The organism is Phycicoccus sp. 3266, from assembly GCF_031456495.1.
In the GTDB taxonomy this organism is placed as follows: domain Bacteria; phylum Actinomycetota; class Actinomycetes; order Actinomycetales; family Dermatophilaceae; genus Pedococcus.
This window is the reverse complement of record NZ_JAVDUW010000001.1, coordinates 700,762-725,797: the sequence shown is the minus strand read 5'-3', so window position 1 is coordinate 725,797 and position 25,036 is coordinate 700,762. Positions and strand designations below refer to the sequence as shown.

Sequence of the window (25,036 nt, the reverse complement as noted above, 5' to 3'; positions counted from 1 at the left end):
CTTTCCGTCGTCCACCGAAGTTCGAGAGGGTATGCCGGTGACCTCCACCCCAGCGTCGTCCACCCGTCCCGGGTCCGCACCGTTCGCGGTCGGGGGTGACTCGGGGTCCGACCCCAAGGTGACCGACGTCCGCGAGCGGCTCGCCGCGGCACACGAGGCCTCCGCCTCGGCGCCGGAGAAGGCCCAGGCCAAGCTCGACGGCCAGGGCAAGCTCTACGTCCGCGACCGGATCGCGCTGCTGTTCGACGAGGGCTCGTTCGTCGAGGACGGCCGCTACGCCAACGCGACCGCGTCCGGCCTGCCGGCCGACGGCGTGGTCACCGGCCGCGGGACGGTCGACGGCCGCCCTGCCATCGTCATCGCCAACGACCCGACCGTGAAGGCCGGCTCCTGGGGTGCGCGCACGGTGGAGAAGATCGTCCGGGCGACCGAGATGGCGCTGCGCGAGGAGCTGCCGGTCTTCTGGTTCGTCGACTCGGCCGGCGCGCGGATCACCGACCAGGTCGAGATGTTCCCCGGCCGACGGGGGGCCGGACACATCTTCCACAACCAGGTCGCGCTGTCCGGCAAGGTGCCGCAGGTCTGCTGCCTGTTCGGGCCGAGCGCGGCGGGCGGGGCGTACATCCCCTCGTTCACCGACCTCGTGATCATGGTCGAGGGCAACGCGTCGATGTACCTCGGCAGCCCGCGCATGGCCGAGATGGTCGTGGGGGAGAAGGTGTCGCTCGAGGAGATGGGCGGCGCCCGGATGCACTGCACCGTCTCCGGCGTGGGGGACCTGCTCGTGTCGGACGACGCCGAGGCGATCGAGATGGCCCGGCTCTACTTCTCCTACCTGCCGGCGTCGTGGCGCTCGGAGCTGCCGACGTACGCGCCCGAGGAGCCCTCGCGCCCGCTGACCCGGCACACGGTGCCCGAGCGGGAGAGCCAGCCGTTCGACATCCACGAGGTGATCGACGGCCTCGTCGACGACGAGTCGTTCTTCGAGGTCAAGCCGCTGTTCGCGCCCGAGCTGGTCGTCGGGTTCGGCCGGATGGCCGGCGAGACGGTCGGCATCGTCGCCAACAACTCCGCGGTCAAGGGCGGCGTGCTGTTCACCGACAGTGCCGACAAGGCCGCCCGGTTCATCTGGCTGTGCGACGCGTACTCGATCCCGCTCGTCTACCTCGCCGACGTGCCGGGCTTCATGATCGGCTCGGAGGTGGAGCGCGGCGGCATCATCCGCCACGGCGCCAAGATGGTCTCGGCCGTCTCCTCGGCGACCGTGCCGCAGTTCTGCGTCATCGTCCGCAAGGCCTACGGCGCAGGGCTCTACGCCATGGGCGGCCCCGGGTTCGCGCCCGACGCGACGATCGCGCTGCCGACCGCCCGCATCGCGGTGATGGGTCCCGAGGCAGCCGTGAACGCGGTCTACGCCAACAGGATCGCGGCCATCGAGGCCGAGGAGGGCGCCGAGGCCAAGGACGCGTTCGTCCAGCGGATGCGGCGCGAGTACGAGGAGGACGTCGACCTCGAGCGGCTCGCCGCCGACCTCGTCCTCGACCAGGTCATCGAGGCCGACGCGCTGCGTGCCGAGCTGCTCCTGCGACTGCGGTACGCGAGGAACCGCGAGCGCCACTTCGCCACCAAGCGCCGCGACATCCCCCCGGTCTAGACCGCCCGGTCCGGGGTTGCCCCGCAGAACGGCGGTTGCGCGGCATACCGCGGGTTGTTGTCCCGCGGGTCGTCGAGCAACCGCCGTTCTGCGCGCGGGTCAGGCGCCGCGCTCGCCCTGGGCGCCGCGGAAGGCGGCGGCGCGCAGCTCGCGCCACGGCACGCCGACCTCGGCGAGCAGCTCGCGCAGCAGGGGCAGCGAGAGACCGACGACGTTGCTGGGGTCGCCCTCGATGCCGGCGACGTAGGGCGCGCCGAGCCCGTCGAGGGTGAACGCGCCGGCGACGCGCAGCGGCTCACCGGTGGCGACGTACGCCTCGACCTCCTCGGGCTCGAGGCGCGCGAAGTGGACGGTGGTCGCCGCCGTCGCGCCGAGGGTCGCGCCGGTGCCGCCCTCGTCCGCGTCGCGGGTGTCGACGACCCAGTGCCCGGTGTGCAGCACGCCGGAGCGGCCGCTCATCCGCGACCAGCGCGAGACGGCCTCGGCGGCCGACGCGGGTCTGCCGTGGATCTCGCCGTCGAGCTCCAGCACCGAGTCGCAGCCCAGCACGAGCGCGCCGTCGACCTGCGCGGCGACGTCCTCGGCCTTGGCGCGGGCGAGCAGGAGGGCGACGTCCTCGGCACCGAGCTCGTCGCCGTGGATGTGCCGGGCGTCCCGGACGGCCGCGTCCTCGTCGACCTCGCTGACGACGACGCTCGCCTCGACGCCCGCGGCGACGAGGAGCTTCTTGCGGGCGGGGGAGGCGGATGCGAGGACGAGGTGCAGGGTCACGCGCACAACCTAGCCGGTGCCGCCGGGCCGCTCAGCCGACCTGCTCGTCGACGAAGCACCAGCGCCAGGCCTCGCCCGGCTCGAAGCTGCGCATGACCGGGTGGCCGGTCTCCTCGAAGTGCTTGTTCGCGTGCTTGTTGGGCGAGGAGTCGCAGCAGCCCACGTGCCCGCAGTCCAGGCACAGCCGCAGGTGCACCCACGTGTCGCCGAGCTCGAGGCACTCCTGGCAGCCGTGCGGCGTGAGCGGCGGCACGAACCGGTCGTGGTGGGCGGCCAGGTGCTCGCACTCGTCGACCGCCCGCTCGGGCGGCAGCAGCGGGTCCTCGCGCAGCTCGTCGGTGCGCTCCTCGATCCGGTCCAGCATCGACTCCTCGAGGTCGAGCTGGGCCAGCACGTGGACCAGGACCTCCTGGTCGACGTTGCCCGCGTCGCGGATCTTGAGCAGCTCCTCGCGCTCCGCCGTGAGCATGTGCATGCGCAGGCGCCGGTATGCCGCGCTGGGGGTCTCGCTCGCGTCCTCCCGGCCCTGCCCGAGCCGCTCCCAGACGATGTTGGTCCGGTTCTCGGCGCGACGACGCAGCTGTTCGATGGTGCCCTCGTCCGCCTCGTCGTGCTCCTCGAGCGCCTTGAGGCCCGCCGCGACGGACGCCTGGAGGATGGTGGCCTCCTGCAGGGCGTCCTCGCGCGGGTCCGGGCCGCGCACCCCGAGGCGTCGGGCCAGCCACGGCAGCGTCAGGCCCTGGAGCAGCAGGGTGCCCACGGTGACGGACATGGCGGCCAGCACGAGGACCGGCCGCTCCGGCGTCTCCTCGGGCAGCGCGAACGCGGCCGCGAGGGTCACGACGCCGCGCATCCCGGCCCAGGAGATGACGGCGCTGTTGGACGGCCGGTACTGCGGGCCCCCGCCCTTGAGCTTCGACTCGACCCACTTGAACGGGAAGACGTACAGGGGCCGCAGCACCACGACGGTGACGACCACGAGGGTGCAGATCCCGATCAGCCGCCCCAGCCCGACCCCGGAGTCGAGGGCGTCCTTGACCAGCCGGCGCATCTGCATGCCGAGCATGAGGAAGACGACGTTCTCGAGGATGAACTGGATCGTGCGCCAGTTGATCCGCTCGCTGAGGCGCGACGACGCGTTCTGCACCACGGGTGACTTGTGGCCCAGCACCAGGCCGGCGACGACGACGGCCAGCACGCCGGACCCGTGGAAGTGCTCGGCCGGCAGGTAGGCCACGTAGGGAACGATGAACGAGATCGAGGTGTCGATCACCGGGTCGGTGACCTTGCGGCGCACGAACGCCACTCCGAAGGCCACGAGTGCCCCGAAGCCGACACCGAGCACGACGGCCCGGCCGAAGTCCACGGCCGTGGAGGCGAAGGTGACGCTGCCGGCGGCGACGATCGCCGCCGACGCGGTCCGCAGCGACACCAGGGCGGTCGCGTCGTTGAGCAGCGACTCACCCTCGAGGATCGTCACGATCCGGCGGGGGAGGCCGATCCGCCGCCCGACGGCGCTCGCCGCCACGGCGTCGGGCGGGGCGACGACGGCGCCGAGGGCGAAGGCCACCACGAACGGCACGCCGAGGGCCCACCACGTCACGAGACCGACGCCGACGGCCGTGAACAGCACGAGCCCCACGGACAGCGCCAGGATCGGGCTCGCGTTCGCCCGGAAGTCCACCAGCGACGTGCGGATCGCGGCGGCATACAGCAGCGGGGGCAGCAGTCCCACGAGGACGAGCTCGGAGCTCAGCGCCGGCTCGGGGATGACCGGCACGAAGCTGATGCCGACCCCCACGACGAGCAGGGCCAGGGGAGCCAGGAACCCGAACCGCTGGGCGAGCCCGGCGACGACGACGACCGTGGCGATGATGGCGACGATCACCGTTGCTGATTCCACGGGGGGAATCCTCGCACCCGCCGGGGCACGCCGCCGACTCCCGTCTCACCACGGGCCGCGGGAGCTCGCGGGCCGCGGGAGCCCGCAGGCCGCGGGAGCCCGCCGCTGCGGCTCCGTCCCGCCAGGGCCACGGGTCGGCGCCGTGCCCCGCGACCGTGACCAAGGGCCCTGTCCGGCTTGTCCTCCTGCCGTGAGCATCGGACGCGACGGAGGTGGACATGGGACTCGACGACCGCGACCTGACACCCGTGGCCCCCCTGGGGCTCGGGCGGCTGCGAGCCGGCCCGCAGCGTGCCCAGCGGCCGGTCTACGTGGACCTGCTGCCGCCCTGCAACGCAGGGTGCCCCGCGGGGGAGAACATCCAGGGGTGGCTGGCGCTGGTGCGTGCCGGCAGGCACGAGGACGCGTGGCGCCTGCTCACCACCGACAACCCCCTGCCCGCCGTGCACGGCCGCGTCTGCTACCACCCGTGCGAGGGCGCCTGCAACCGCGTCGAGCTCGACGACGCCGTGTCCATCCACGGGGTCGAGCGGTTCCTCGGCGACCTCGCGATCGAGTCCGGCTGGCGCTTCGACCCGCCGCCGCAGCGCACCGGTCGGCGGGTGTTGGTCGTCGGCTCCGGGCCCAGCGGCCTCAGCGCGGCATACCACCTGGCCCGCCTGGGGCACGAGGTCGTGGTCAGGGACAACGGACCGGAACCCGGCGGCATGATGCGGTACGGCATCCCCTCCTACCGGCTGCCGCGGGACGTGCTCGATGCCGAGATCGCGCGGATCGCCGCGCTGGGGGTGGTCTTCGAGCAGGACCACCGGGTCACCGACCTCGCCGCCGAGATGCGCGACGGCGGGTTCGACGCGGTGTTCGCCGCGGTGGGTGCGCACCTGTCCAAGCGGGTGGACATCCCCAACGAGGACGCCAGCCGGGTGGTCGACGCCGTCTCGTTCCTGCGAGGTGTCGAGTCCGGTGAGCAGGGCTCGCTGGCAAGCCGCCACGTGGCCGTCTACGGCGGCGGCAACACCGCCATGGATGCCGCCAGGGTGGCGCGCCGGCTCGGCGCCGACGACACCGTGATCGTGTACCGGCGCACCCGCGCCCAGATGCCTGCCCACGAGGAGGAGGCGGCCGACGCCGAGCGCGAGGGCATCCGCATCAGCTGGCTGCGCACCATCAGCTCCATGAACGAGCACGAGCTCACCGTGGAGGTCCAGGCCCTCGACGAGGACGGGCGGCCCCACGGGACGGGCCAGTTCGAGAAGCTTGCCGCTGACACCGTGATCCTGGCGGTCGGCCAGGAGAGCGACACCGGGTTCCTGCGCTCCGTCCCGGGGGTCCGGCTCGACGGCGACACCGTGCAGGTGGACCCCGTCACCCTCATGACCGGCGCACCCGGGGTGTTCGCCGGTGGCGACGCCGTGCCGAGCGAGCGGACGGTGACCGTCGGTACCGGGCACGGCAAGAGGGCGGCCCGCAGCATCGACGCCTGGCTCAGCGGCCGGGAGCACGTCCCGCAGCCGAAGCACCCGCCGGCCGACTTCGGGAAGCTCAACCTCTGGTACTTCGGCGACCACAGCCGTCGGGACCAGGTCGAGCGCGACCCGGCCGAGCGGGTGCACACCTTCGTCGAGGTGACGGCGGGGCTGACCCCGCAGGAGGTCGCCTACGAGGCGGCCCGGTGCCTGTCGTGCGGCAACTGCTTCGAGTGCGACGGCTGCCTCGGGGCCTGTCCGGAGGACGCCGTCGTGAAGCTCGGCGCCGGCCACCGGTACCGCTTCGACTACACCGCCTGTACCGGCTGCGGCACGTGCTACCGACAGTGCCCGGTCCACGCCATCGAGATGGTCGCCGAACCGGTGGCGGAGGGCCAGGACGTCTTGGGCGGGGGGATCTGACGTGCGGGCGACCGTCGACGGCAACGAGGCCGCAGTCGGGGTGGCCTACCGGCTGAGTGAGCTGTGCGCCATCTACCCGATCACCCCGTCCTCGGCCATGGCCGAGCTCGCCGACGAGTGGGCGTCGCGCGACCGGCCCAACGTCTGGGGCAGCGTGCCCACCGTCATGGAGATGCAGAGCGAGGGCGGCGCCGCCGGGGCGCTCCACGGCGCGCTCCAGGGCGGGGCCCTGAGCACCACCTTCACCGCGTCGCAGGGCCTGCTGCTGATGGTGCCCAACATGTACCGGATCGCCGGCGAGCTGACCTCGACCGTCTTCCACGTGGCGGCCAGGTCCCTCGCGGCCCAGGGGCTGTCGATCTTCGGCGACCACTCCGACGTCATGGCGGTGCGCCAGACCGGCTTCGCGCTGCTGGCGTCGGCGTCGGTGCAGGAGGCGCACGACCTCGCCCTGGTGGCGCACGCGGCGACCCTGCGCTCGCGGGTGCCCTTCGTCCACTTCTTCGACGGCTTCCGCACCTCCCACGAGCTGGCCACGGTCGAGCTGCTGCCCGACGACGTGCTCCGTGCCCTCGTACCGGAGGACCTCGTCCGCCAGCACCGGCTGCGGGCCCTCAGCCCCGAGCGTCCCTTCGTGCGCGGCACCGCCCAGAACCCCGACGTCTACTTCCAGGCCCGGGAGACGGTGAACCCGTTCTACGCCCGGACGCCCGGCATCGTGCAGTCGGTCATGGACGAGCTCGCCGAGCGCTGCGGCCGGGCCTACCGGCTGGTGGAGTATGCCGGCCACCCCGAGGCCGAGCGGGTCGTGGTGGTCATGGGGTCGGCAGCGCAGACCGTCCGGGAGACGGTGGACCACCTGGTGGCGAGGGGAGAGCGCGTGGGCGTGCTGCAGGTGCGGCTGTACCGGCCCTTCCCCGCCGAGCAGGTCGTGGCGGCGCTCCCGTCCGGTGTCCGCGCGGTGGCCGTCCTCGACCGCACCAAGGAGCCGGGCTCGGCGGGGGAGCCGCTGTTCCTCGACGTCGTGGCCGCCCTGGCCGAGGCGCACCAGCGCGGCGACCGGGGGCACATGCCCGTCGTCGTCGGAGGTCGGTACGGCCTGTCCTCCAAGGAGTTCACGCCCGGCATGGTGGCAGGCGTCCTGGAGGAGCTCGCCAAGCCCGAGCCCCGGCCACGGTTCACCGTCGGCATCGTCGACGACGTCAGCGGCACCAGCCTCCCGTGGGACCCCGACCTCGACATCGAGGACCCGGCCACGGTGCGCGCGGTCTTCTTTGGGCTGGGCTCCGACGGCACCGTCGGGGCCAACAAGAACACGATCAAGATCCTCGGCGCCGACCCCGGGATGCACGCCCAGGGCTACTTCGTCTACGACTCCAAGAAGTCAGGCGGCCAGACCGTCTCGCACCTGCGCTTCGGGCCGCACCCCATCCGTGCGCCCTACCTGGTGCACCGCGCCGGCTTCGTCGGCTGCCACCACCTCGGGCTGCTCGAGAAGGTCGACGTCCTCGGCCGCGCGGCCGACGGCGCCACCCTGCTGCTCAACGCCCCGCAGCCGCCCGACGAGCTCTGGGACGCCCTGCCCGGGACCGTGCAGCAGCAGGTGATCGACAAGGGCCTTCGGCTCTTCACGATCGATGCCGACCGCGTCGCCCGCGAGTGCGGCCTGCCGGGCCGGACGAACACGGTCCTGCAGACGTGCTTCTTCGCGATCTCCGGTGTGCTGCCACGCGAGCGGGCCGTCGAGCAGGTCAAGGCCGCCATCCACCGGACCTACTGGAAGCGCGGCAGCGCAGTGGTCCGCAGGAACGAGGAGGCGGTGGACGCCGCCCTCGCCGCCCTGCACCGGGTGCCGGTGCCTGCCGTGCAGACGTCGCGGCGGGTCTCGCCGCCCGCCGTGCCGGCCTCAGCACCACAGTTCGTCCGGGAGGTGACGGGAGCGATGATGGCGGGCCGCGGCGAGGACCTCCCCGTGAGCGCGCTACCGGTGGACGGCACCTTCCCCAGCGGCACCACCGCCTACGAGAAGCGGCGCATCTCCGACCTGGTCGCCCAGTGGGACCCCGACACCTGCATCCAGTGCGGCACCTGCTCCTTCGTGTGCCCGCACAGCGTCATCCGGGCGAAGTACTACGACGAGCAGGACCTGGCCGGTGCACCCGCCGGCTTCGCGTCCGCGCCGCTCGATGCAGTGGGGCTGCCGTCGGCGCGGTACACGCTGCAGGTCTACGCGGAGGACTGCACCGGCTGCTCGCTGTGCGTCGAGGCGTGCCCTGTCAGCCCGATCGGGAGACCGGACCGCAAGGCGATCAACCTCACGGCGGCCGCCGAGCGGTTCGAGGTCGAGCGCGAGAACATCGCCTTCTTCGAGACGCTCGACGTCAACGACCGGGCCCACGTCGACTTCGGGACGGTGCGTGGGACGCAGTTCCTGCAGGCGCTGTTCGAGTTCTCGGGGGCGTGCGCGGGCTGCGGTGAGACGCCGTACCTCAAGCTCCTCACCCAGCTCTTCGGCGAGCGGGCGGTCGTGGCCAACGCGACCGGCTGCTCCTCGATCTACGGCGGCAACCTGCCGACGACGCCGTGGGCGAAGAACGCGGCCGGGCGCGGCCCGGCCTGGTCGAACTCGCTGTTCGAGGACAACGCCGAGTTCGGGCTGGGCATGCGGCTCGCCGCGGACCTGCACTCGCGGCTGGCGCGCGAGCGGCTGGTCGAGCTCCGCGACGAGGTCGGCGCGGAGCTGGTCGACGCGATCCTGGACGCCCCGCAGGTCCGCGAGCACGAGCTGGTCGCCCAGCGCGACCGGGTCGCCGAGCTGCTGCGCCGCCTGACCGACCTCGACGGGCCGGCGGTGGCGGACCTGCGCAGCGTCGCGGACCACCTCCTGCGACGCAGCCTGTGGATCGTGGGGGGAGACGGGTGGGCCTACGACATCGGCTCCGGCGGGCTCGACCACGTGCTGGCGAGCGGTCGGGACGTCAACGTCCTCGTCCTCGACACCGAGGTGTACTCCAACACCGGTGGGCAGTCCTCCAAGGCGACGCCGCTCGGCGCCGTGGCCAAGTTCGCTGCTGCGGGAAAGACCGCGGCCAAGAAGGACCTTGCACTGCAGGCGATCGCCTACGGCAACGTGTACGTGGCGCGCGTCGCGATGGGGGCCGACCCGCAGCAGACCCTCACCGCGTTTCGCGAGGCCGAGGCCTACGACGGGCCGTCACTGATCATCGCGTACAGCCACTGCATCGCCCACGGCATCGACATGAAGGACGGGCTCGACCAGCAGTACCGCGCCGTCGCCAGCGGGCACTGGCCGCTGGTGCGCTACGACCCGGTGGCGCGCGACCACGGCCGCAACCCGTTCCAGCTCGACTCGCCGAGGCCGCGGATCCCGTTGGCGGACTATGTCTATCGCGAGCTGCGCTACCGCCTGCTGCGCAACTCCGACCCGGCTGAGGCGGAGCGCCTGCTCGGGCTCGCCCAGGACGCGGTGGACCTGCGCTGGGCCACGTACGAGGAGATGGCGACCCGTGGGCCGGCAGCGTTCACCGCCGACGCCAGGAGGAGCAGGTGACCGACCTCGCGACGCGCTACCTCGGGCTGGCCCTGCGCAACCCGCTCGTCGCCTCCGCCTCCCCGCTCTCGCAGACCGCGGAGGGCGTGCGGGCCCTCGCCGACGCGGGAGTCGGCGCCGTGGTGCTTCCGTCGCTGTTCGAGGAGCAGGTCCGGCAGGAGCAGCTGCGCGACCTGCGGGTCACCGAACCGCACGACGAGTCGTTCGGGGAGGCCCTGTCGTACTTCCCCAGCCGTGCGGATTCTGCCGGCGCGGGCGCCCACTACCTGCACCTCGTCGAGCGCGCGGTCGGGGCGGCAGACGCCCTGGGGGTGCCGGTCGTCGCCAGCCTCAACGGCTCGAGCCCGGGTGGGTGGGCCGGCTTCGCCGCGTCGCTGCAGGACGCCGGGGCGGCGGCGATCGAGCTCAACGTCTACCTCGTCCCGGGTGACCCGCACGTCTCTGGCCGTGACGTCGAGGACTGGCACGTCGAGATCCTCCGGACCGTCCGCGACGTGGTGTCCGTCCCCGTGGCGGTGAAGCTGAGCCCGCACTTCAGCTCGGTCGGCGAGATGGCCCTGCGGCTGGACGGTGCGGGGGCCGCCGGACTGGTGCTGTTCAACCGGTTCCTGCCGCCGGACGTCGACCTCGAGACGGTCTCCGTGCATCCCCACGTCTCCCTGTCGGGACCCGAGGAGGCGCGGCTGCCGCGCACCTGGATCGCGATCCTGCGCAGCCGCGTGCGCGCCTCGCTGGCCGCGACGACGGGGGTGGCGACCGGCGAGGACGTGGTGAAGTACCTGCTCGCCGGAGCGGACGTCGTCATGACCGCCTCCGCCCTGCTGCGTCACGGGGAGGCGTATGCCGCAACGCTTCTCGCCGGGCTCGAGGACTGGATGGTGCGCAAGGGCTTCGCGTCGGTCGACGACGTGCGTGGTCTCCTGGCCGTACCGCCCGGCACGGACGCCACGGCATACGAACGGTCTGCGTACGTCAGCGCGCTGGACGGGGCGCGACGCACGTACGGCGACCTGCGGATGCGCGACGACGCCTGACCTGCCGGGACACCCCGCCGGGCGCCGTCCCGGGCGACCGGCGGGGTGGAGTCAGCCGAGCTCGCCGAGCACGGCCTCCCGCAGCGTGTCGAGGCCGACGCCGCCGATGTCGAGCGCCCGGCGGTGGAAGTCCTTGAGCGAGAACGACTCGCCCTCGCGCTCGCGGACCTGGTCGCGCAGCTGCATCCAGAGCCGCTCGCCGATCTTGTACGAGGGTGCCTGGCCCGGCCAGCCGAGGTAGCGGTCGAGCTCGAACCGCAGCCACGCCTCGCCCTGGTTGGCGTGCGCGGTGAGGTACTGCCACGCCTTGTCGTAGGTCCACTCGCCGCCGCCTACCTCCTCCGGCGCCTCGAACCCGCAGTGGACGCCGATGTCGATGACGACGCGGGCCGCGCGCAGCGACTGGCTGTCCAGCAGGCCCATGAGGTTGCCGGGGTCGTCCATGTACCCGAGCTCCTCCATGAGCCGCTCGGCATACAGGGCCCAGCCCTCGCCGTGGCCGGAGGTCCACGCGGCCATGCGCCGCCAGGAGTTGAGCAGCTCGGAGCGGAAGACCGTCTGGGCGACCTGGAGGTGGTGGCCCGGGACGCCCTCGTGGTAGACGGTCGTGAGCTCCTTCCAGGTGCCGAACTCGGTGACGCCCTTGGGCACCGACCACCACATGCGGCCCGGGCGGGAGAAGTCCTCCGACGGCCCGGTGTAGTAGATGCCGCCGGTCTGGGTCGGGGCGATGAGGCACTCGATGGTGCGCACCGGGTCGGGGATGTCGAAGTGGGTGCCGGCGAGGTTCGCGATGACCTCGTCGGCGCGCTCCTGCATCCACGCCTTGAGCGCGTCGGTGCCGTGCAGCTGGTACGCCGGGTCGGCGTCGAGGGCGGCGATCGCCTCCTTGACGGTGGCGCCGGGCTTGATGCGCTCGGCGACCTCCTCCATCCGGGCGGTGATCTGCGCGACCTCGGCCTGCCCCCAGCGGTAGGTCTCCTCGAGGTCGACGGTGGCACCGAGGAAGGAGCGGGACAGCAGGGAGTAGCGCTCGCGCCCGCACGCGTCGGCCTCGGGGGCGCGGTCGAGCAGGTTCTCGCGCAGCCAGGTCCCGAGCTCCCCGTATGCCGCGGACGCCGCCTGCGTCGCAGCGGCGAGGCCGGCGCGTGTGCCCTCCGAGAGGTCGCCGTCGTCCTCGCCATCGGACAGGCGCGCGTCCTTGAGCAGGGTCGCGAAGTAGCCGTCGCCCGCGGTGAGGTCGGCGCACTGCTGGATGCACGCCTCGACCTGGCGGCGCGGCGCGACGTTCCCCTTCCCCGCGGCGGCGAGCAGGCTCTGCTTCCACTGCTCGAGGGCGGCGGGCACCTTCTCCATGCGCCTGCTGATGACGCCCCAGTCCTCGTCGGTGGCCGTCGCCATGAGGTCGAAGCAGCCGCGGACCTCCTGCAGGGGGGAGGCGATGACGTTGAGCGCCATCTCGTCCAGCCCGGCCGCGTGGGTCTCCTCGGCGAGGCCCAGGCGCTCGCGCATGGCGGCCAGCGTGACCCGGTCGATGTCGTCGACGGGCGAGGCGGCCTCGAGCCGGGACAGGGTCTCCCGCCGCAGCTCGGCGTGGGCCTCGTGGCCCGCGGGGGAGAAGTCGTCGAGCTCCTCCTCGTGCCCCGGGATGCCGAGGTAGGTCGCCGTGATCGGGCTCAGGGTCACCACGGCCGAGAGGTACTCGTCGGCGATCCGGTCGATGTCGGTTGCTGGGCGCGGGGTCGTCTCGGTCGTCACAAGGGGGGAACGTACCCCAGGGTTCCGGGAGGAGGCATCGGCAATATCCGGGCGATTCCGGCGGCCGCTGCTCGTAGGGTGGCGCCATGAGCGCCTCCGTCCTGTCCCTCAACGTCGGGGCGCCGCAGCCCAACAGCGCCAAGAAGGTGGGCACCACCGGCATCGGCAAGGTCCCGGTCGAGTCCGTCGAGGTCCGCGCCCCGGGGCCCAAGCACGGTGGCCTGGGCAGCGGGCTGGTCGGCGACTTCCTCGGGGACACCCGGCACCACGGTGGCGACACCCAGGCGGTCTATGCCTTCGCCCGCGAGGAGCTCGACTGGTGGGCGGGCGAGCTCGGCCGCGACCTGCCCAGCGGGATGTTCGGCGAGAACCTCACGACCACCGGGCTGGACGTCGACGGCGCCCTCGTCGGCGAGGTGTGGGCGGTCGGCGACGAGGTCGTGCTCGAGGTGTGCGGCCCGCGGATCCCGTGCTCCACCTTCACCGCGCGCATGGGCGAGCGCGGCTGGGCCAAGCGGTTCGCCGCCCGGGGCCGCACCGGGGCATACCTCTCCGTCGTCGTGCCCGGCACGATCCGCAGCGGCGACGCCGTCGTGGTGCGCTCGCGGCCCGACCACGCCATCACGGTGCCGGTGACGTTCCGTGCGTTCATGGGCGACCTCGACGCGGCGCGGCAGGTGCTCGACTCCGGCTGCCTCGTCGAGACCGAGGCCGCCGAGCTGCGCGACATGGTCGAGCGCCGCGCCCCCGCCGGGGTCGAGCTCGACGCCTGACACGACAGTCAGCGGACGCGGCCGTAGGTGACGGCGGTGGTCCAGAGGCGGACCTTGGCGACCCGCTTACCCGGCTTGGGGGCGTGCCAGATCCAGCCGGAGCCGGCGTAGACCGCGACGTGGTAGATCGTGCTGCCGCTGTGGAAGAACACGAGGTCCCCCGGGCGGGCGCTGCTGCGGCTGATCCGGGTCGACGCGGCGTACTGCTGCTGCGCCGTCCGGGGCAGGCGCTTGCCGGCGCGTCCGTAGGCGTAGAGCGTCAGGCCGGAGCAGTCGAACCCGGTGCTGGGGCTGGTGCCGCCGTACCGGTACGGCACACCGACCTGGGCGGCGGCGACGCGGGCGGCGGACGACACGGTGCCGAGGGACACGGCGGCGTGCGCCTCCGGGGTGGCGACCGGGCTCACGACGAGCCCGAGGCCGAGCAGGAGGGCGAGGAGGTGGGCCGGCCAGGACGAGGGCAGGGCACGGCGCAGCGAGGTGGGACGGGACATGGGGAGGGGCCAATCTTCGGACCGCCTGCGAAGAGTGACCTGTCGGGTTCGGGCTACCGAACTGCCCGGCCCTGGCTGTGTGCCAGCGGCTTCACCCCGAGGAAGCGCTCGTACCGCTCCCGTCCTGCTGGGTTCTCCGTCCCCGACACTCTCGGCAAGAGTTCTCTTGCCGTCCGCACGGGTGTCGGGGCTCGGCGACCGTGCGGACCGCCCCACCCTGGCTGGCGGGGACTGGCTTCCACGGTAGGTCGGGCCCCGGCGAGGACCTAGCCGCGCGCCGGATCCCGGCCGAACGGCCCATGCGGCCTCGGGGTCGTTGGTACTAGTGCGTCAGGGTGGTGCCGGGTGGGCTATCGGGGCCAGCCCGAGGCGCGCCAGGCGCCATGGCCGGGGGTGTGCGGCCGGCGCACGGCGCGCTCCCGCGAAGCCCACCGGGACACCGGTCGGGGCGCCGGCGCTGGGTCCTCGCCGCCGGCGGCCGCGGACAGCACCGCGAGCAGTGCGGCGACCTCCTCGGGGGTCGCGTCACCCCGCACGAGGCGCAGCGGCGGGCGCTCAGCCCCCGGCTCCTCGCCGTTCACAACCTGCTCGTTCGCCTCCGCGCTCCCTCCGGGCCTCGCTCGTCCCTCGCTCGGGTCCTCGCTTCGCTGTCGGCTCACAGCGGGATGTTCCCGTGCTTCTTGGGCGGCAGGGTCTCGCGCTTGGTGCGCAGCGCCCGCAGCGCCTTGGTGACGTTCATCCGGGTGTTGCTCGGGGTGATCACCGTGTCGACGTAGCCGCGCTCGGCCGCGACGTACGGGTTCGCGAGGGTGTCCTCGTACTCGGTGATGAACCGCTGTCGGACGTCGTCGACGTTCTCGCCGGCCTCCTGCGCGGCCGCGAGCTGGCGGCGGTAGAGGATGTTGACCGCGCCCTGCGCGCCCATGACGGCGATCTGCGCGGTCGGCCAGGCGAGGTTGATGTCGGCACCGAGGTGCTTGGAGCCCATGACGTCGTACGCGCCGCCGTACGCCTTGCGGGTGATGACGGTGACGAGCGGGACGGTGGCCTCGGCATACGCATAGATGAGCTTGGCACCGCGCCGGATGATGCCGTCCCACTCCTGGTCGGTGCCCGGCAGGAAGCCCGGCACGTCGACGAAGGTGAGCACCGGGATGTTGAAGGCGTCGCAGGTGCGCACGAACCGGGCGGCCTTCTCCGAGGCGTCGATGTCGAGCGTGCCGGCGAACTGCATCGGCTGGTTGGCGACGACGCCGACCGAGCGGCCCTCGACCCGGCCGAAGCCGCAGACGATGTTCGGCGCGAACAGCGGGTGCACCTCGAGGAACTCGCCGTCGTCGAGCACGTGGTCGATGACCGTCTTCATGTCGTACGGCTGGTTCGCGCTGTCGGGGATGAGGGTGTCGAGCTCGCGGTCGTGGTCGGTGACCTCGAGGTCCGCCTCCTCCTCGAACGCGGGCGGGTCCTCGAGGTTGTTGCTCGGCAGGTAGGAGATGAGCGCCTTGACGTAGTCGATGGCGTCCTGCTCGTCGCTGCCCATGTAGTGGGCGACACCGGACCTGGTGTTGTGCGCCTTCGCGCCGCCGAGGTCCTCGAACGACACGTCCTCGCCGGTGACGGTCTTGATGACCTCGGGGCCGGTGATGAACATGTGCGAGGTCTGGTCGACCATCACGGTGAAGTCGGTGACGGCGGGGGAGTAGACGGCGCCGCCCGCGCACGGGCCCATGATCAGTGAGATCTGGGGGATGACGCCGGACGCGTGCACGTTGCGCCGGAAGATCTCGCCGTAGAGCCCGAGGCTGACCACGCCCTCCTGGATGCGGGCGCCGCCGGAGTCGTTGAGCCCGATGACGGGGCAGCCGACCTTCATGGCGAAGTCCATGACCTTGCAGATCTTCTCGCCGAAGACCTCGCCGAGGGAGCCGCCGAAGACGGTGAAGTCCTGCGCGAAGACCGCGACCGTGCGCCCGTCGACCGTGCCGTAACCCGTGACGACCCCGTCGCCGTAGGGCCGGTTCTGGTCCTGGCCGAACGCCGTCGAGCGGTGCCGGGCGTACTTGTCCATCTCGACGAACGAGCCCTCGTCGAGCAGCATCTCGAGCCGCTCGCGCGCCGTCTTCTTGCCGCGCGCGTGCTGCTTCTCGACCGCCCGCTCGGAACCGGCGTGGGCGACCTCGGCAACCCTGCGCTTGAGGTCCTTGAGCTTCCCCGCGGTGGAGTGGATGTCGATGTCGTCAGGGACGTCCGTGCCGCCCGTCGTGGTGAAGCTGTCGAGGGGATCGGTGGTCGAGGCCATGGCGGCGAGCCTAGCCTTGGAGTCATGCGCGGACCCCTTGACAGTGAGGCATTGCACGAGGCGTTGGTCACGTCGGGGACGCCGTGGACCGGCGTCGACGTCCACCCCGCCCTCGGCTCCACCAACGCGGAGGCGGCGCGGCTCGCCCGCCCGTTCCACGTCGTGGTCACCGACCACCAGCAGGCGGGCCGGGGACGGCTCGGCCGCACCTGGGAGACGCCCGCCTCGACCTCGGTGACCATGTCGGTCCTGCTGCCGGCCCCCGACGCGGGCCGCGGGTGGATGCCGCTCGTCACCGGTCTCGCCGTCCGTGACGCCGTCGCCGAGGTGACCGGCCTGCAGGCGGACCTCAAGTGGCCCAACGACGTGCTCCTGCCCGCCGACGAGGAGCGCAAGGTCTGCGGCATCCTCTGCGAGCTGCAGCCCGGCGGCGTCGTCGTGGGCCTGGGGATCAACGTCGACCAGTCGCGTGAGGAGCTGCCCGTCGACACGGCGACGTCCCTGCGCCTCGCCGGCGCCGAGGACGTGCGGCGCGAGGACCTCGTCGTGGCGGTGCTCGAGCGGCTGGCCCACTGGCACGGCCTGCTCTCCTCGGGCCCGCAGGGGCGCGCGGAGGTCCACGCGGCATACCGCAGGGCGTGCGTCACCATCGGGCGCGAGGTGGACCTGCACGTCACCGGGGGCGACGTCCGGCGCGTGCGCGCCGTCGGCGTGGACGACGACGGGCGCCTCGTGGTGGCCGGCGCGTCGGGGGAGTATGCCGTGGCGGCGGGTGACGTGGTCCACGTGCGGTCCGCCGCTGGCTAGGGTGGCGGCGTGACGGACGCCGGTCGACACCGCATCGTGCGGCCCGAGGACCTGGCGGGGCTCAGCCCCGACGACCTCGAGGCCCGCCTGCTGGGCCGACCGGCGACGATGGGGCGCCGGGACGTCAGCCGCGGCGCCGAGGTCTCGCTGCTGTCGGCCCGCAAGTTCTGGCACGCCCTCGGGTTCCCGATCGTCGAGGACGAGGACGCCATGTTCACGGAGGCGGACCTCATGGCGCTCAAGGCCGTCGCTCGGCTCGTGCGCGACCAGGAGCTCGACGAGGCGACCGCGCTGGCGATGACCCGCGCCTTCGCCCGCACCGCTGACCGGCTCGCCGTCTGGCAGACCCAGCTCATGGCCGAGGCGCTCGCCGCCCCCGACACCGAGGCCGCCCTCGACGAGGCCGACGCCCGCGCCGTGCCCGACCTGTCGGCCGCCCGGGCGTCCGCCCTCAAGCTCGCCGACATGGCGGACGAGCTCGAGCCCCTGCTCGTGTACGCGTGGCGGCGCCACCTCACCGCAGCGATCTCGCGCATGCTCGCCGACGCCGACCCGCAGTCCTCCTCCGAGGGAGTCGTGCGGGTCGTGGGCTTCGCCGACCTCGTCAACTTCACCTCCCTGGTCCGCCGGATGACCGAGCGGCAGCTCGCCGTCATGGTGCAGCGGTTCGAGGCCCTGGCCACCGACGTCGTGACGGCGCACGGGGGACGGGTCATCAAGACGGTGGGCGACGAGGTGCTGTTCGTGCACATCGAGCCCTCGCCCGCAGCCGCCATCGCGCTCGACCTGGTCGACCTGATGGGCGAGGACGAGCTGCTCCCCGACGTGCGCGTCGGCATGGCGTTCGGGCCCGTGCTCTCCCGCCTCGGCGACGTCTTCGGCACGACGGTCAACCGGGCCAGCCGGCTGACGAGCGTCGCGCCGGGTGGTGGCGTGCTCGTCGACGACGCGCTCGCGACCGCGCTCGCCAGCCTGTCCGGCTTCCAGACCACCCCGCAGCGACGTCGGACCCTGCGCGGCATCGGCCAGGTCACCCCGAGCGCCCTGCGCCGCTCCGCCGGCGGCCGGTCGGCGGTCCTCGCCGACCTCGACCTCGTCGGGACGCCGGTGGGCCTCGCCCCGCTGCCGACCGGCCCGGGAGACGGTGAGGGCGGGGCCTCGACGGACGAGGACGCCGCGGGGCTCGCGGTGACGACGTGGAACCCGACGACGAGAGGAACGACCTCATGACGACCGACCTGGTCCGGATCGAGCGCCACGGCGAGGACGGGCACGTCGCCGAGCTCGTGCTCGACCGTCCCGAGGCGATGAACGCCGTCTCCACCGAGATGGCGCACGCGCTGGGCCGCGCCACCCGCGAGGTCGCGGGCGACCCGACCGTGCGGGCCGTCGTCGTCAGCTCCACCCACCCCAAGGCGTTCTGCGTCGGCGCCGACCTCAAGGAGCGCAACTCCTTCACCGACGAGCAGCTGCGCGCCCAGCGCCCGCTGGCGCAGGCGGCATACCGGGGCGTGCTCGACCTGCCCGTCCCGGTGGTGGCGGCGGTGGACGGGTACGCGCTGGGGGGCGGCTTCGAGATCGCGCTGTCCTGCGACCTGGTGGTCTGCGGGGAGGCCGCGGTCGTCGGGCTGCCCGAGGTGTCGGTCGGGGTCATCCCCGGTGGCGGGGGCACGCAGCTCCTGACCCGGCGGGTCGGCTGGAGCCGTGCCGCGCGGATGGTCTTCACCGCCCAGCGGTTCACGGCACAGGAGGCCCACGACCTCGGCGCCGTCGACGAGGTCGTGCCGGCCGGTACCGCGCGGGAGCGTGCGCTCGAGCTGGCGACCGTCGTCGCGGGCAACTCGCCGGTCGGCGTGCGCAACGCCAAGGCGGCGATGCGCCGCGGCTTCGACACCGACCTGGCCGCCGGGCTGCGCATCGAGGACGAGATGTGGGCGGCCACGGCGTTCTCCGCGGACCGTGCCGAAGGGGTTGCCGCGTTCAACGAGAAACGCCGACCACAGTGGCCCGGTCGCTGAGAACGCGTCGCTTTGCCTACGATTCCCCCCATGACCCGAGTGCTCCTCGCTGAGGACGACCCCGCCATCTCCGAGCCGCTGGCCCGCGCGCTGCGCCGGGAGGGCTACGACGTCGACGTGCGCGCCGACGGACGGGCAGCGCTCGAGGCCTCCGCGGAGAACCCCGACCTGGTCGTGCTCGACCTCGGACTCCCGTACGTCGACGGCCTCGAGGTCTGCCGCCGGATCCGTGCCGAGGGCCGCACCGTCCCGGTCCTCATCCTCACCGCGAGGGCCGACGAGGTGGACACCGTCGTCGGTCTCGACGCCGGTGCGGACGACTACGTCACCAAGCCGTTCCGGCTGGCAGAGCTGCTGGCGCGCGTCCGGGCGCTCATGCGCCGCAACCCGTCCGACGCCCCGGCCGCCCACGAGCTCGTGCGCATCGACCCCGAGGGCCGGCGGGCGTGGTTCAAGGACGAGGAGCTGCAGCTCACCGCCAAGGAGTTCGACCTGCTGCGGGTGCTCGTGCGCGAGCAGGGCAAGGTCGTCTCGCGGGAGCAGCTCATGCGCGAGATCTGGGAGACCGCGTGGTTCGGGTCGACCAAGACCCTCGACATGCACATCTCCGTCCTGCGCCGCAAGCTCGGCGACGACGCCGCGCAGCCGCGCTACATCGCCACCGTCCGCGGTGTCGGCTTCAGGTTCGAGCGCGACGACGTCTGACCCGGACCCATGCGTCAGCAGCTGATCCGTTCGACGGTGCTCGCGGTCGGCCTCGCCATCGTCATCACGATGGCGCCGGTCGGCTTCGCGATCTGGAACGCGAGCGTCGGCGACGGGCGGGGGGTCGTCGGCCGCTGGCTGGCGGACGGGACGCCGTCCCAGACGTCGATGCGGCTCGTCGGTGTCGTGGTCGCGCTGGCGGTCCTCGCCCTGGCGGCGGGGGTCTTCGTGGCCATCCGGCAGGCGCACATGATGTCCCAGCCCATGCGGGCGCTGGCCGACCGGGCCGAACGGCTCGGCGCGGGTGAGTCCCGCATCCAGCCGCTGCACTCCGGGATCGCCGAGCTCGACCAGGTCTCCGAGGTGCTGTCGCGCAGCGCGCAGCGGCTGACCAAGTCGCTGGCGTCCGAGCGCGACTTCGCCGCCGACGCGTCGCACCAGCTGCGCACGCCCCTCACGGCGCTGCTCATGCGGCTCGAGGAGATCTCGGTGACCGACGACCTCGACGTCGTGCAGGAGGAGGCCACGATCGCCATCGCGCAGGTCGAGCGCCTCACCCGGGTCGTCGACGACCTCATGGCGCGCACCCGGCGCGGCGGCGACGAGCCCAAGGCGACGGTCTCGCTCGACTCGGTCATCGCCGCGCTGCAGAGGGAGTGGCAGCCGGCCTTCGAGCAGGCGCGCCGCAGCGTGCACGTGCACGGCGAGCGCGGCCTCGTGGTGCAGGCGAAGCCGGTGGACCTGTCGCAGGTGCTGTCCACGCTGCTGGAGAACGCGCTGGCACACGGCCGCGGGACGGTCGACGTCCACGCCCGGCGCAGCGGTCCGTCGGTCGTGGTCGAGGTCAGCGACCAGGGCGAGGGCGTCCCCTCGACCATCGCGCCGCACATCTTCGAGCGGTCGGTCACCACCACGGGCACCGGTCTCGGCCTCGCCCTGGCGCGCGACCTGGCCGAGTCCAACGGCGGCCGGCTCGAGCTGATCCAGGCCCAGCCGGCGATCTTCGCCCTCTTCCTCAGCGAGTCCGACGCCGCCTGACCGGCCACGCCCACCCGCTGCGAACCGCCGGCTGCCCGGCACACCCGCACCCCGGCATACCCGCGCGCCTCCGGGTCGTCCCCGCAACACGGCAGTTGCTGGCGTGAAACGGCACCTCAAAGGTGCCGTTTCATGGCCGCAACTGCCGTTTTGCCGGAAGGGCGCTCGGCCCGAGGGGTCAGTGGTGCTCGGAGATGGGGGAGGTGTCGACCAGGGGCTCGCGGCGGAAGACGAACTGGCGGTAGGCCCAGAACCGGAAGAGCGTGCCGAGGGCGATGCCGACGACGTTCGCGATGTTGTCGGCGGTCAGCGACTTCAGGCCGAACCCGTAGTGCGACAGCGCGATGCAGCCGGCACCGATCAGCAGCGCGATGCCGTTCGTGAGGAAGAACAGGCCGGCCTCGTGGTGCGCGGGACGGTTGCGCCGGTGCCGGAAGGTCCACGCGCGGTTGCCGATCCACGCGATGGCGGTCGCGACCGAGGCCGAGACGACCTTGGCGCCCGTGGGCTTGTCCTCCATCACGGTGTGCCGCAGCACGTTCATGAGGCCGACGTCGACGACGAACGAGACCGCACCGACGACGCCGAACTTGATCATCTCGCGGTAGAGGACCCCGACGGCACCGCGGGCGCGGTCGAGGACGGAGGTGGGGGCCACCGCTGGAGCGTACCGGGGCAGCCTGTGCCCGGATGCCACCACGACCGGGTGCCGGACGAACGGGACCGGGTGCCGGACGAACGGTGGGCCCCGCCCGTCGCTATCCTCGCGGCGTGACCTCCCCGCAGCGCGCCCCCGGCGGCTTCCCCGTGGTCGGTGTCATCGGTGGCGGCCAGCTGGCCCGCATGTGCGCGGGCCCGGCCGCCGAGCTCGCCGTCTCCCTGTCGGTCCTCGCCGAGGCGCCCGACTCGGCGGCGGCGCAGGTGATCCCCTCCGCCCCGGTGGGGTCGCACACCGACGTCGACGCGGTGCTCGCCTTCGCGGCCGAGTGCGACGTCGTCACCTTCGACCACGAGCACGTGCCGCCGGAGGTGCTCGCGGCGCTGGAGGAGCGCGGCGTCGCCCTGCACCCCAGCCCCGCCGCGCTGGTCTTCGCCCAGGACAAGCTGGCGATGCGCCACCGCCTCACCGAGATCGACGTCGCCTGCCCGGCGTGGGCCCAGGCCCGGACCGCCGCGGACGTCGAGACGTTCGCCGAGCAGGTCGGGTGGCCCATCGTCGCCAAGACGCCACGGGGCGGGTACGACGGCAAGGGCGTACGGGTGGTCGGCTCCGTCGAGGAGCTCGCGGACTGGCTGGAGCAGGCCGACAGCGATGCCGCGCAGGGCAGCGGACCGCTGCGCGACGGCCTCCTGCTGGAGGAGAAGGTCGACTTCGTCCGCGAGCTGGCCGTCCTGGTGGCGCGCAGCCCGTCGGACCAGGCCGCCGCGTGGCCGGTCGTCGAGACCGTGCAGACCGACGGCATCTGCACCGAGGTGCTCGCCCCGGCCCCCGACCTCGACCCGCACCTGGCGGCCGTGGCCACCGAGGCCGCGCTGCGCATCGCCGAGGACCTCGGCGTCACCGGCGTCTTCGCCGTGGAGATGTTCGAGGTGCGCGACCCCGAGACGGGCGCGCCCGAGTACGTCGTCAACGAGCTGGCCATGCGCCCGCACAACTCCGGCCACTGGTCTATGGACGGCGCCGTCACCGGGCAGTTCGAGCAGCACCTGCGTGCGGTCCTCGACCTCCCGCTCGGCTCGCCCGCAGCGCGGGCGCCGTGGACCGTGATGGCCAACGTGCTCGGCGGCGACTACCCGGAGCTCTACCCGGCATACCGGCACGTCATGGCGCGCGACCCCGGGCTCAAGGTGCACCTGTACGGCAAGTCCGTCCGTCCCGGTCGCAAGATCGGCCACGTCAACGTCAGCGGCACCGACCTCGCCGACCTGCGCGAGCGTGCCCAGCACGCCGCCGACTACCTCACGGGAGTGGTGACGGAATGAGCGACACCGAGGCGACGCAGCCCCTCGTCGGGCTGGTCATGGGCAGCGACAGCGACTGGCCGGTCATGGAGCAGGCGGCGCTGGCGCTGGAGGAGTTCGGGGTGCCCTACGAGGCGGACGTCGTCTCCGCGCACCGCATGCCCGACGAGATGGTCGCCTACGGGCAGCAGGCTGCCGGCCGCGGTCTGCGCGTCGTCATCGCCGGGGCCGGGGGAGCCGCCCACCTGCCCGGGATGCTCGCCGCCGTCACGCCGCTGCCGGTCATCGGCGTGCCGGTGCCGCTCAAGCACCTCGACGGCATGGACTCGCTGCTGTCGATCGTCCAGATGCCCGCGGGCGTGCCCGTCGCGACCGTGTCGATCGGCGGGGCGCGCAACGCGGGCCTGCTCGCCGTGCGCGTGCTGGCTGCCGGCGAGGGTGCGTATGCCGAGGGGCTGCGCGAGCGGATGACCGCCTTCCAGGCGTCGCTGCGCGACGCCGCCCACGCCAAGGGCGCCGCGCTGCGGGAGCGCACCGCCCGCTGAGGCATCCGCGTCGACCGGCGGGCGACACGTGGGGTTTTGTCCGTTTCGGGCCCGCGGCGGGGTGCGGCGGGCTAACCTCAGGCGTCACATCTCCCGCGGGCCGCACCTCCCGCGCGTACGGAAAGACGCCACCGCATGAACCGTCTTCGTCTGGTGCTGCCCGTCGTGGCAGCCGTCACCCTCGTCGCGGGGAGCACCACCGCCCTCGCCGCCCCCAGTGCCGCGCCGGGCGCCGCCCCCGCGACCGCCACGGCCCTCACGGCCCTCACGACGGGCCGCCTCGCCGGCTCCGACCGCTACAAGACCGCCGTCGCGATCTCCAAGGCGAACTTCGTCGCCCCCCAGGACTCCGTGGTCGTCGCGTCCGGGCAGTCGTTCCCGGACGCCCTCGGCGCCGGCCCGATGGGTGCGTTCCTCAACGCGCCCCTCCTGCTCGTGCCCACCTCCGGCACCCTGCCCTCATCGGTCGCGGCGGAGCTCGACCGGCTCCAGACGCAGCAGATCATCGTGGTCGGTGGCCCGGCCGCGGTGAGCAACTCGATGGTCGCCCAGCTGGCCAAGCACGCGCCGGCCAACGCGACGTTCACCATCGACGGCCTCAACCGCTACGACACGGCGGCGCAGACCTCGGACGGTTTCCAGCCGCCGATCACCGGCGTCCCCGTCTACCTCGCGAGCGGCACGACCTTCCCCGACGCCCTCGGCGGCGGCGCGGCGGCCGCGATCGCCGGCGGCACGCTGCTGCTGACCACGCCCACCAAGCTCCCCAGCGAGACGGTCACCGCCCTGAAGCGGATCAAGCCCAGCAAGGTCGTCGTCCTCGGTGGCACCGGGGCGATCTCCGACACCGTCCTCGGCCAGGTGAGGTCGACGGTCGGCAGCGCCGTCCCGGTGACCCGGGTCGGTGGCGCGAACCGCTTCGAGACGGCGGCCAAGGTCTCCGCGGCCACGGTGCCCTCGGCCCAGGAGGTGTTCCTCGCCAACGGCATGAACTACCCGGACGCCCTGGCGGGTGCGCCCGTGTCCATCTACGGCCCGGGTGACACCTTCCGGCCGCTGCTGCTCACCCAGGCGAACTGCGTCCCGAAGGCCACGCTGGCCGAGATCACCCGGCTGGGGGCCACGAAGGTCACCGCGCTCGGTGGCACCGCGGCCGTGTCCGACGCGGCCCTGGCGCTCAAGCCCTGCTGACGCCGCCGGCCGCCGCCTGACCCCTCGGGGCCGGGTGGCGGCGGAGGTGTCCCGCACACCGGCCGGGGTGGTCCTGAGTGACCGCCCCGGCCGTGCCATGTGTCAGCGGGCCATGCCGGCGGAGCGCACGGTCCGCCACTCGATCCGGGGACAGGTGTCCATGACCACCGCCAGGCCCGCCTCCCGGGCCCGGTGCGCAGCCGCCTCGTCGACGACGTCGAGCTGCATCCACACGGCGTCGATCTGCAGGCGGTCGCGGTGCTCGATGGCCTCGTCCACGACGGCGCCGACGTGCTCGGAGTTGACGAAGCAGTCGACCACCTTGAGGTCGGTGCCGTCGGGGATCGCGGCGAGCGAGGCGTACGCGGGGGAGTCGTGCACCTCCTGCGCCGAGGGGTGGACCGCGATGAGGCCCTTGCCGAGCTCCATCTTCAGCCAGCGGGCGACGTCGTAGGCCGGGCGGTCCCGGTTGGGGGACAGGCCCACGACGGCCCAGATCCCGGGGTCGACGAGCAGCTCGCGGATGAGGTCCGGGTCGTTCTGGTGCTTCAACGTCACCCTCCCAGCATCACACGTGGCGCCGAGCACGCAAGGCGCACCCGGTGCGTCACCCGTGCATCCCCC

General features: G+C 73.0%; 21 protein-coding genes. 13 read left to right on the top strand and 8 right to left on the bottom strand.

Annotated elements, in window-relative coordinates:
- The first annotated feature begins 31 nt into the window (after positions 1 to 31).
- Positions 32 to 1,654, top strand: coding sequence for an acyl-CoA carboxylase subunit beta (locus J2X64_RS03490; protein ID WP_397444008.1), 1,623 nt, complete (start codon positions 32 to 34; stop codon positions 1,652 to 1,654).
- Positions 1,655 to 1,753: 99 nt separating this feature from the next.
- Here J2X64_RS03490 and J2X64_RS03485 read toward each other — a convergent pair whose 3' ends face one another.
- Positions 1,754 to 2,419: a Maf family protein gene (locus tag J2X64_RS03485; RefSeq protein WP_397444030.1), complete on the bottom strand. Its 666-nt coding sequence runs from the start codon at positions 2,417 to 2,419 to the stop codon at positions 1,754 to 1,756.
- A gap of 37 nt (positions 2,420 to 2,456) precedes the next feature.
- Complete coding sequence (locus tag J2X64_RS03480) at positions 2,457 to 4,328, bottom strand: Na+/H+ antiporter (RefSeq protein ID WP_310149656.1); 1,872 nt, start codon at positions 4,326 to 4,328, stop codon at positions 2,457 to 2,459.
- A 218-nt stretch (positions 4,329 to 4,546) separates the two neighbouring features.
- Between J2X64_RS03480 and J2X64_RS03475 the strand changes: the two genes are divergently transcribed.
- Genes J2X64_RS03475 through J2X64_RS03465 form a run of 3 tightly spaced genes read left to right on the top strand, consistent with a single transcriptional unit; the run spans position 4,547 to position 10,822 of the window.
- Positions 4,547 to 6,217, top strand: a complete 1,671-nt coding sequence (locus J2X64_RS03475; RefSeq protein WP_310149653.1) for an NAD(P)-binding protein — start codon at positions 4,547 to 4,549, stop codon at positions 6,215 to 6,217.
- Position 6,218: 1 nt separating this feature from the next.
- The gene (nifJ, locus tag J2X64_RS03470; protein WP_310149651.1) at positions 6,219 to 9,788 is read left to right on the top strand and encodes a pyruvate:ferredoxin (flavodoxin) oxidoreductase; all 3,570 of its coding nucleotides are present in this window, start codon (positions 6,219 to 6,221) and stop codon (positions 9,786 to 9,788) included.
- Positions 9,785 to 10,822, top strand: a complete 1,038-nt coding sequence (locus tag J2X64_RS03465; RefSeq protein WP_310149648.1) for a dihydroorotate dehydrogenase-like protein — start codon at positions 9,785 to 9,787, stop codon at positions 10,820 to 10,822. The genes nifJ and J2X64_RS03465 overlap by 4 nt, the downstream gene beginning before the upstream one ends.
- Before the next feature lie 51 nt (positions 10,823 to 10,873).
- On the opposite strand, the gene J2X64_RS03460 is transcribed toward J2X64_RS03465, so the two are convergent.
- On the bottom strand, positions 10,874 to 12,580 hold the full coding sequence (locus J2X64_RS03460; protein WP_310149645.1) for a DUF885 domain-containing protein: 1,707 nt from the start codon (positions 12,578 to 12,580) through the stop codon (positions 10,874 to 10,876).
- A gap of 86 nt (positions 12,581 to 12,666) precedes the next feature.
- Here J2X64_RS03460 and J2X64_RS03455 point away from each other — a divergent pair, with 86 nt between their 5' ends.
- Positions 12,667 to 13,353 carry an MOSC domain-containing protein gene (locus J2X64_RS03455; protein ID WP_310149642.1) on the top strand — a complete coding sequence of 229 codons (687 nt, stop codon included), beginning with the start codon at positions 12,667 to 12,669 and terminating at the stop codon, positions 13,351 to 13,353.
- Between the two features lie 8 nt (positions 13,354 to 13,361).
- Here J2X64_RS03455 and J2X64_RS03450 read toward each other — a convergent pair whose 3' ends face one another.
- From J2X64_RS03450 to J2X64_RS03440, 3 genes are all read right to left on the bottom strand, one after another.
- The gene (locus J2X64_RS03450; RefSeq protein WP_310149638.1) at positions 13,362 to 13,847 is read right to left on the bottom strand and encodes a C40 family peptidase; all 486 of its coding nucleotides are present in this window, start codon (positions 13,845 to 13,847) and stop codon (positions 13,362 to 13,364) included.
- A 350-nt stretch (positions 13,848 to 14,197) separates the two neighbouring features.
- Positions 14,198 to 14,428: an acyl-CoA carboxylase subunit epsilon gene (locus tag J2X64_RS03445; protein ID WP_310149635.1), complete on the bottom strand. Its 231-nt coding sequence runs from the start codon at positions 14,426 to 14,428 to the stop codon at positions 14,198 to 14,200.
- Positions 14,429 to 14,502: 74 nt separating this feature from the next.
- Complete coding sequence (locus tag J2X64_RS03440) at positions 14,503 to 16,146, bottom strand: acyl-CoA carboxylase subunit beta (RefSeq protein WP_310149632.1); 1,644 nt, start codon at positions 16,144 to 16,146, stop codon at positions 14,503 to 14,505.
- A gap of 24 nt (positions 16,147 to 16,170) precedes the next feature.
- Between J2X64_RS03440 and J2X64_RS03435 the strand changes: the two genes are divergently transcribed.
- From J2X64_RS03435 to J2X64_RS03415, 5 genes are read left to right on the top strand one after another with little or no spacing between them, the layout of a single operon-like run.
- Positions 16,171 to 16,953: a biotin--[acetyl-CoA-carboxylase] ligase gene (locus tag J2X64_RS03435; protein ID WP_310149631.1), complete on the top strand. Its 783-nt coding sequence runs from the start codon at positions 16,171 to 16,173 to the stop codon at positions 16,951 to 16,953.
- Positions 16,954 to 16,962: 9 nt separating this feature from the next.
- A complete protein-coding gene (locus tag J2X64_RS03430) occupies positions 16,963 to 18,183 on the top strand; it encodes an adenylate/guanylate cyclase domain-containing protein (protein ID WP_310149627.1) in 1,221 nt (406 codons plus the stop codon).
- Entirely contained in the window at positions 18,180 to 18,971 is a 792-nt protein-coding gene (locus J2X64_RS03425; RefSeq protein ID WP_310149624.1) for an enoyl-CoA hydratase-related protein, read from the top strand. The genes J2X64_RS03430 and J2X64_RS03425 overlap by 4 nt, the downstream gene beginning before the upstream one ends.
- A 30-nt stretch (positions 18,972 to 19,001) precedes the next feature.
- Entirely contained in the window at positions 19,002 to 19,676 is a 675-nt protein-coding gene (locus J2X64_RS03420) for a response regulator transcription factor (protein WP_310149621.1), read from the top strand.
- Between the two features lie 9 nt (positions 19,677 to 19,685).
- A complete protein-coding gene (locus J2X64_RS03415; protein WP_310149618.1) occupies positions 19,686 to 20,714 on the top strand; it encodes a HAMP domain-containing sensor histidine kinase in 1,029 nt (342 codons plus the stop codon).
- Between the two features lie 178 nt (positions 20,715 to 20,892).
- On the opposite strand, the gene J2X64_RS03410 is transcribed toward J2X64_RS03415, so the two are convergent.
- The gene (locus J2X64_RS03410) at positions 20,893 to 21,372 is read right to left on the bottom strand and encodes a GtrA family protein (protein ID WP_310149616.1); all 480 of its coding nucleotides are present in this window, start codon (positions 21,370 to 21,372) and stop codon (positions 20,893 to 20,895) included.
- Between the two features lie 113 nt (positions 21,373 to 21,485).
- Here J2X64_RS03410 and J2X64_RS03405 point away from each other — a divergent pair, with 113 nt between their 5' ends.
- From J2X64_RS03405 to J2X64_RS03395, 3 genes are all read left to right on the top strand, one after another.
- On the top strand, positions 21,486 to 22,697 hold the full coding sequence (locus J2X64_RS03405; RefSeq protein ID WP_310149614.1) for a 5-(carboxyamino)imidazole ribonucleotide synthase: 1,212 nt from the start codon (positions 21,486 to 21,488) through the stop codon (positions 22,695 to 22,697).
- Entirely contained in the window at positions 22,694 to 23,221 is a 528-nt protein-coding gene (purE, locus tag J2X64_RS03400) for a 5-(carboxyamino)imidazole ribonucleotide mutase (RefSeq protein ID WP_310149611.1), read from the top strand. The genes J2X64_RS03405 and purE overlap by 4 nt, the downstream gene beginning before the upstream one ends.
- Before the next feature lie 135 nt (positions 23,222 to 23,356).
- The gene (locus J2X64_RS03395) at positions 23,357 to 24,412 is read left to right on the top strand and encodes a cell wall-binding repeat-containing protein (protein WP_310149609.1); all 1,056 of its coding nucleotides are present in this window, start codon (positions 23,357 to 23,359) and stop codon (positions 24,410 to 24,412) included.
- Positions 24,413 to 24,514: 102 nt separating this feature from the next.
- Here J2X64_RS03395 and J2X64_RS03390 read toward each other — a convergent pair whose 3' ends face one another.
- Entirely contained in the window at positions 24,515 to 24,970 is a 456-nt protein-coding gene (locus tag J2X64_RS03390; protein WP_310149607.1) for a CoA-binding protein, read from the bottom strand.
- Between the last annotated feature and the right edge of the window lie 66 nt (positions 24,971 to 25,036).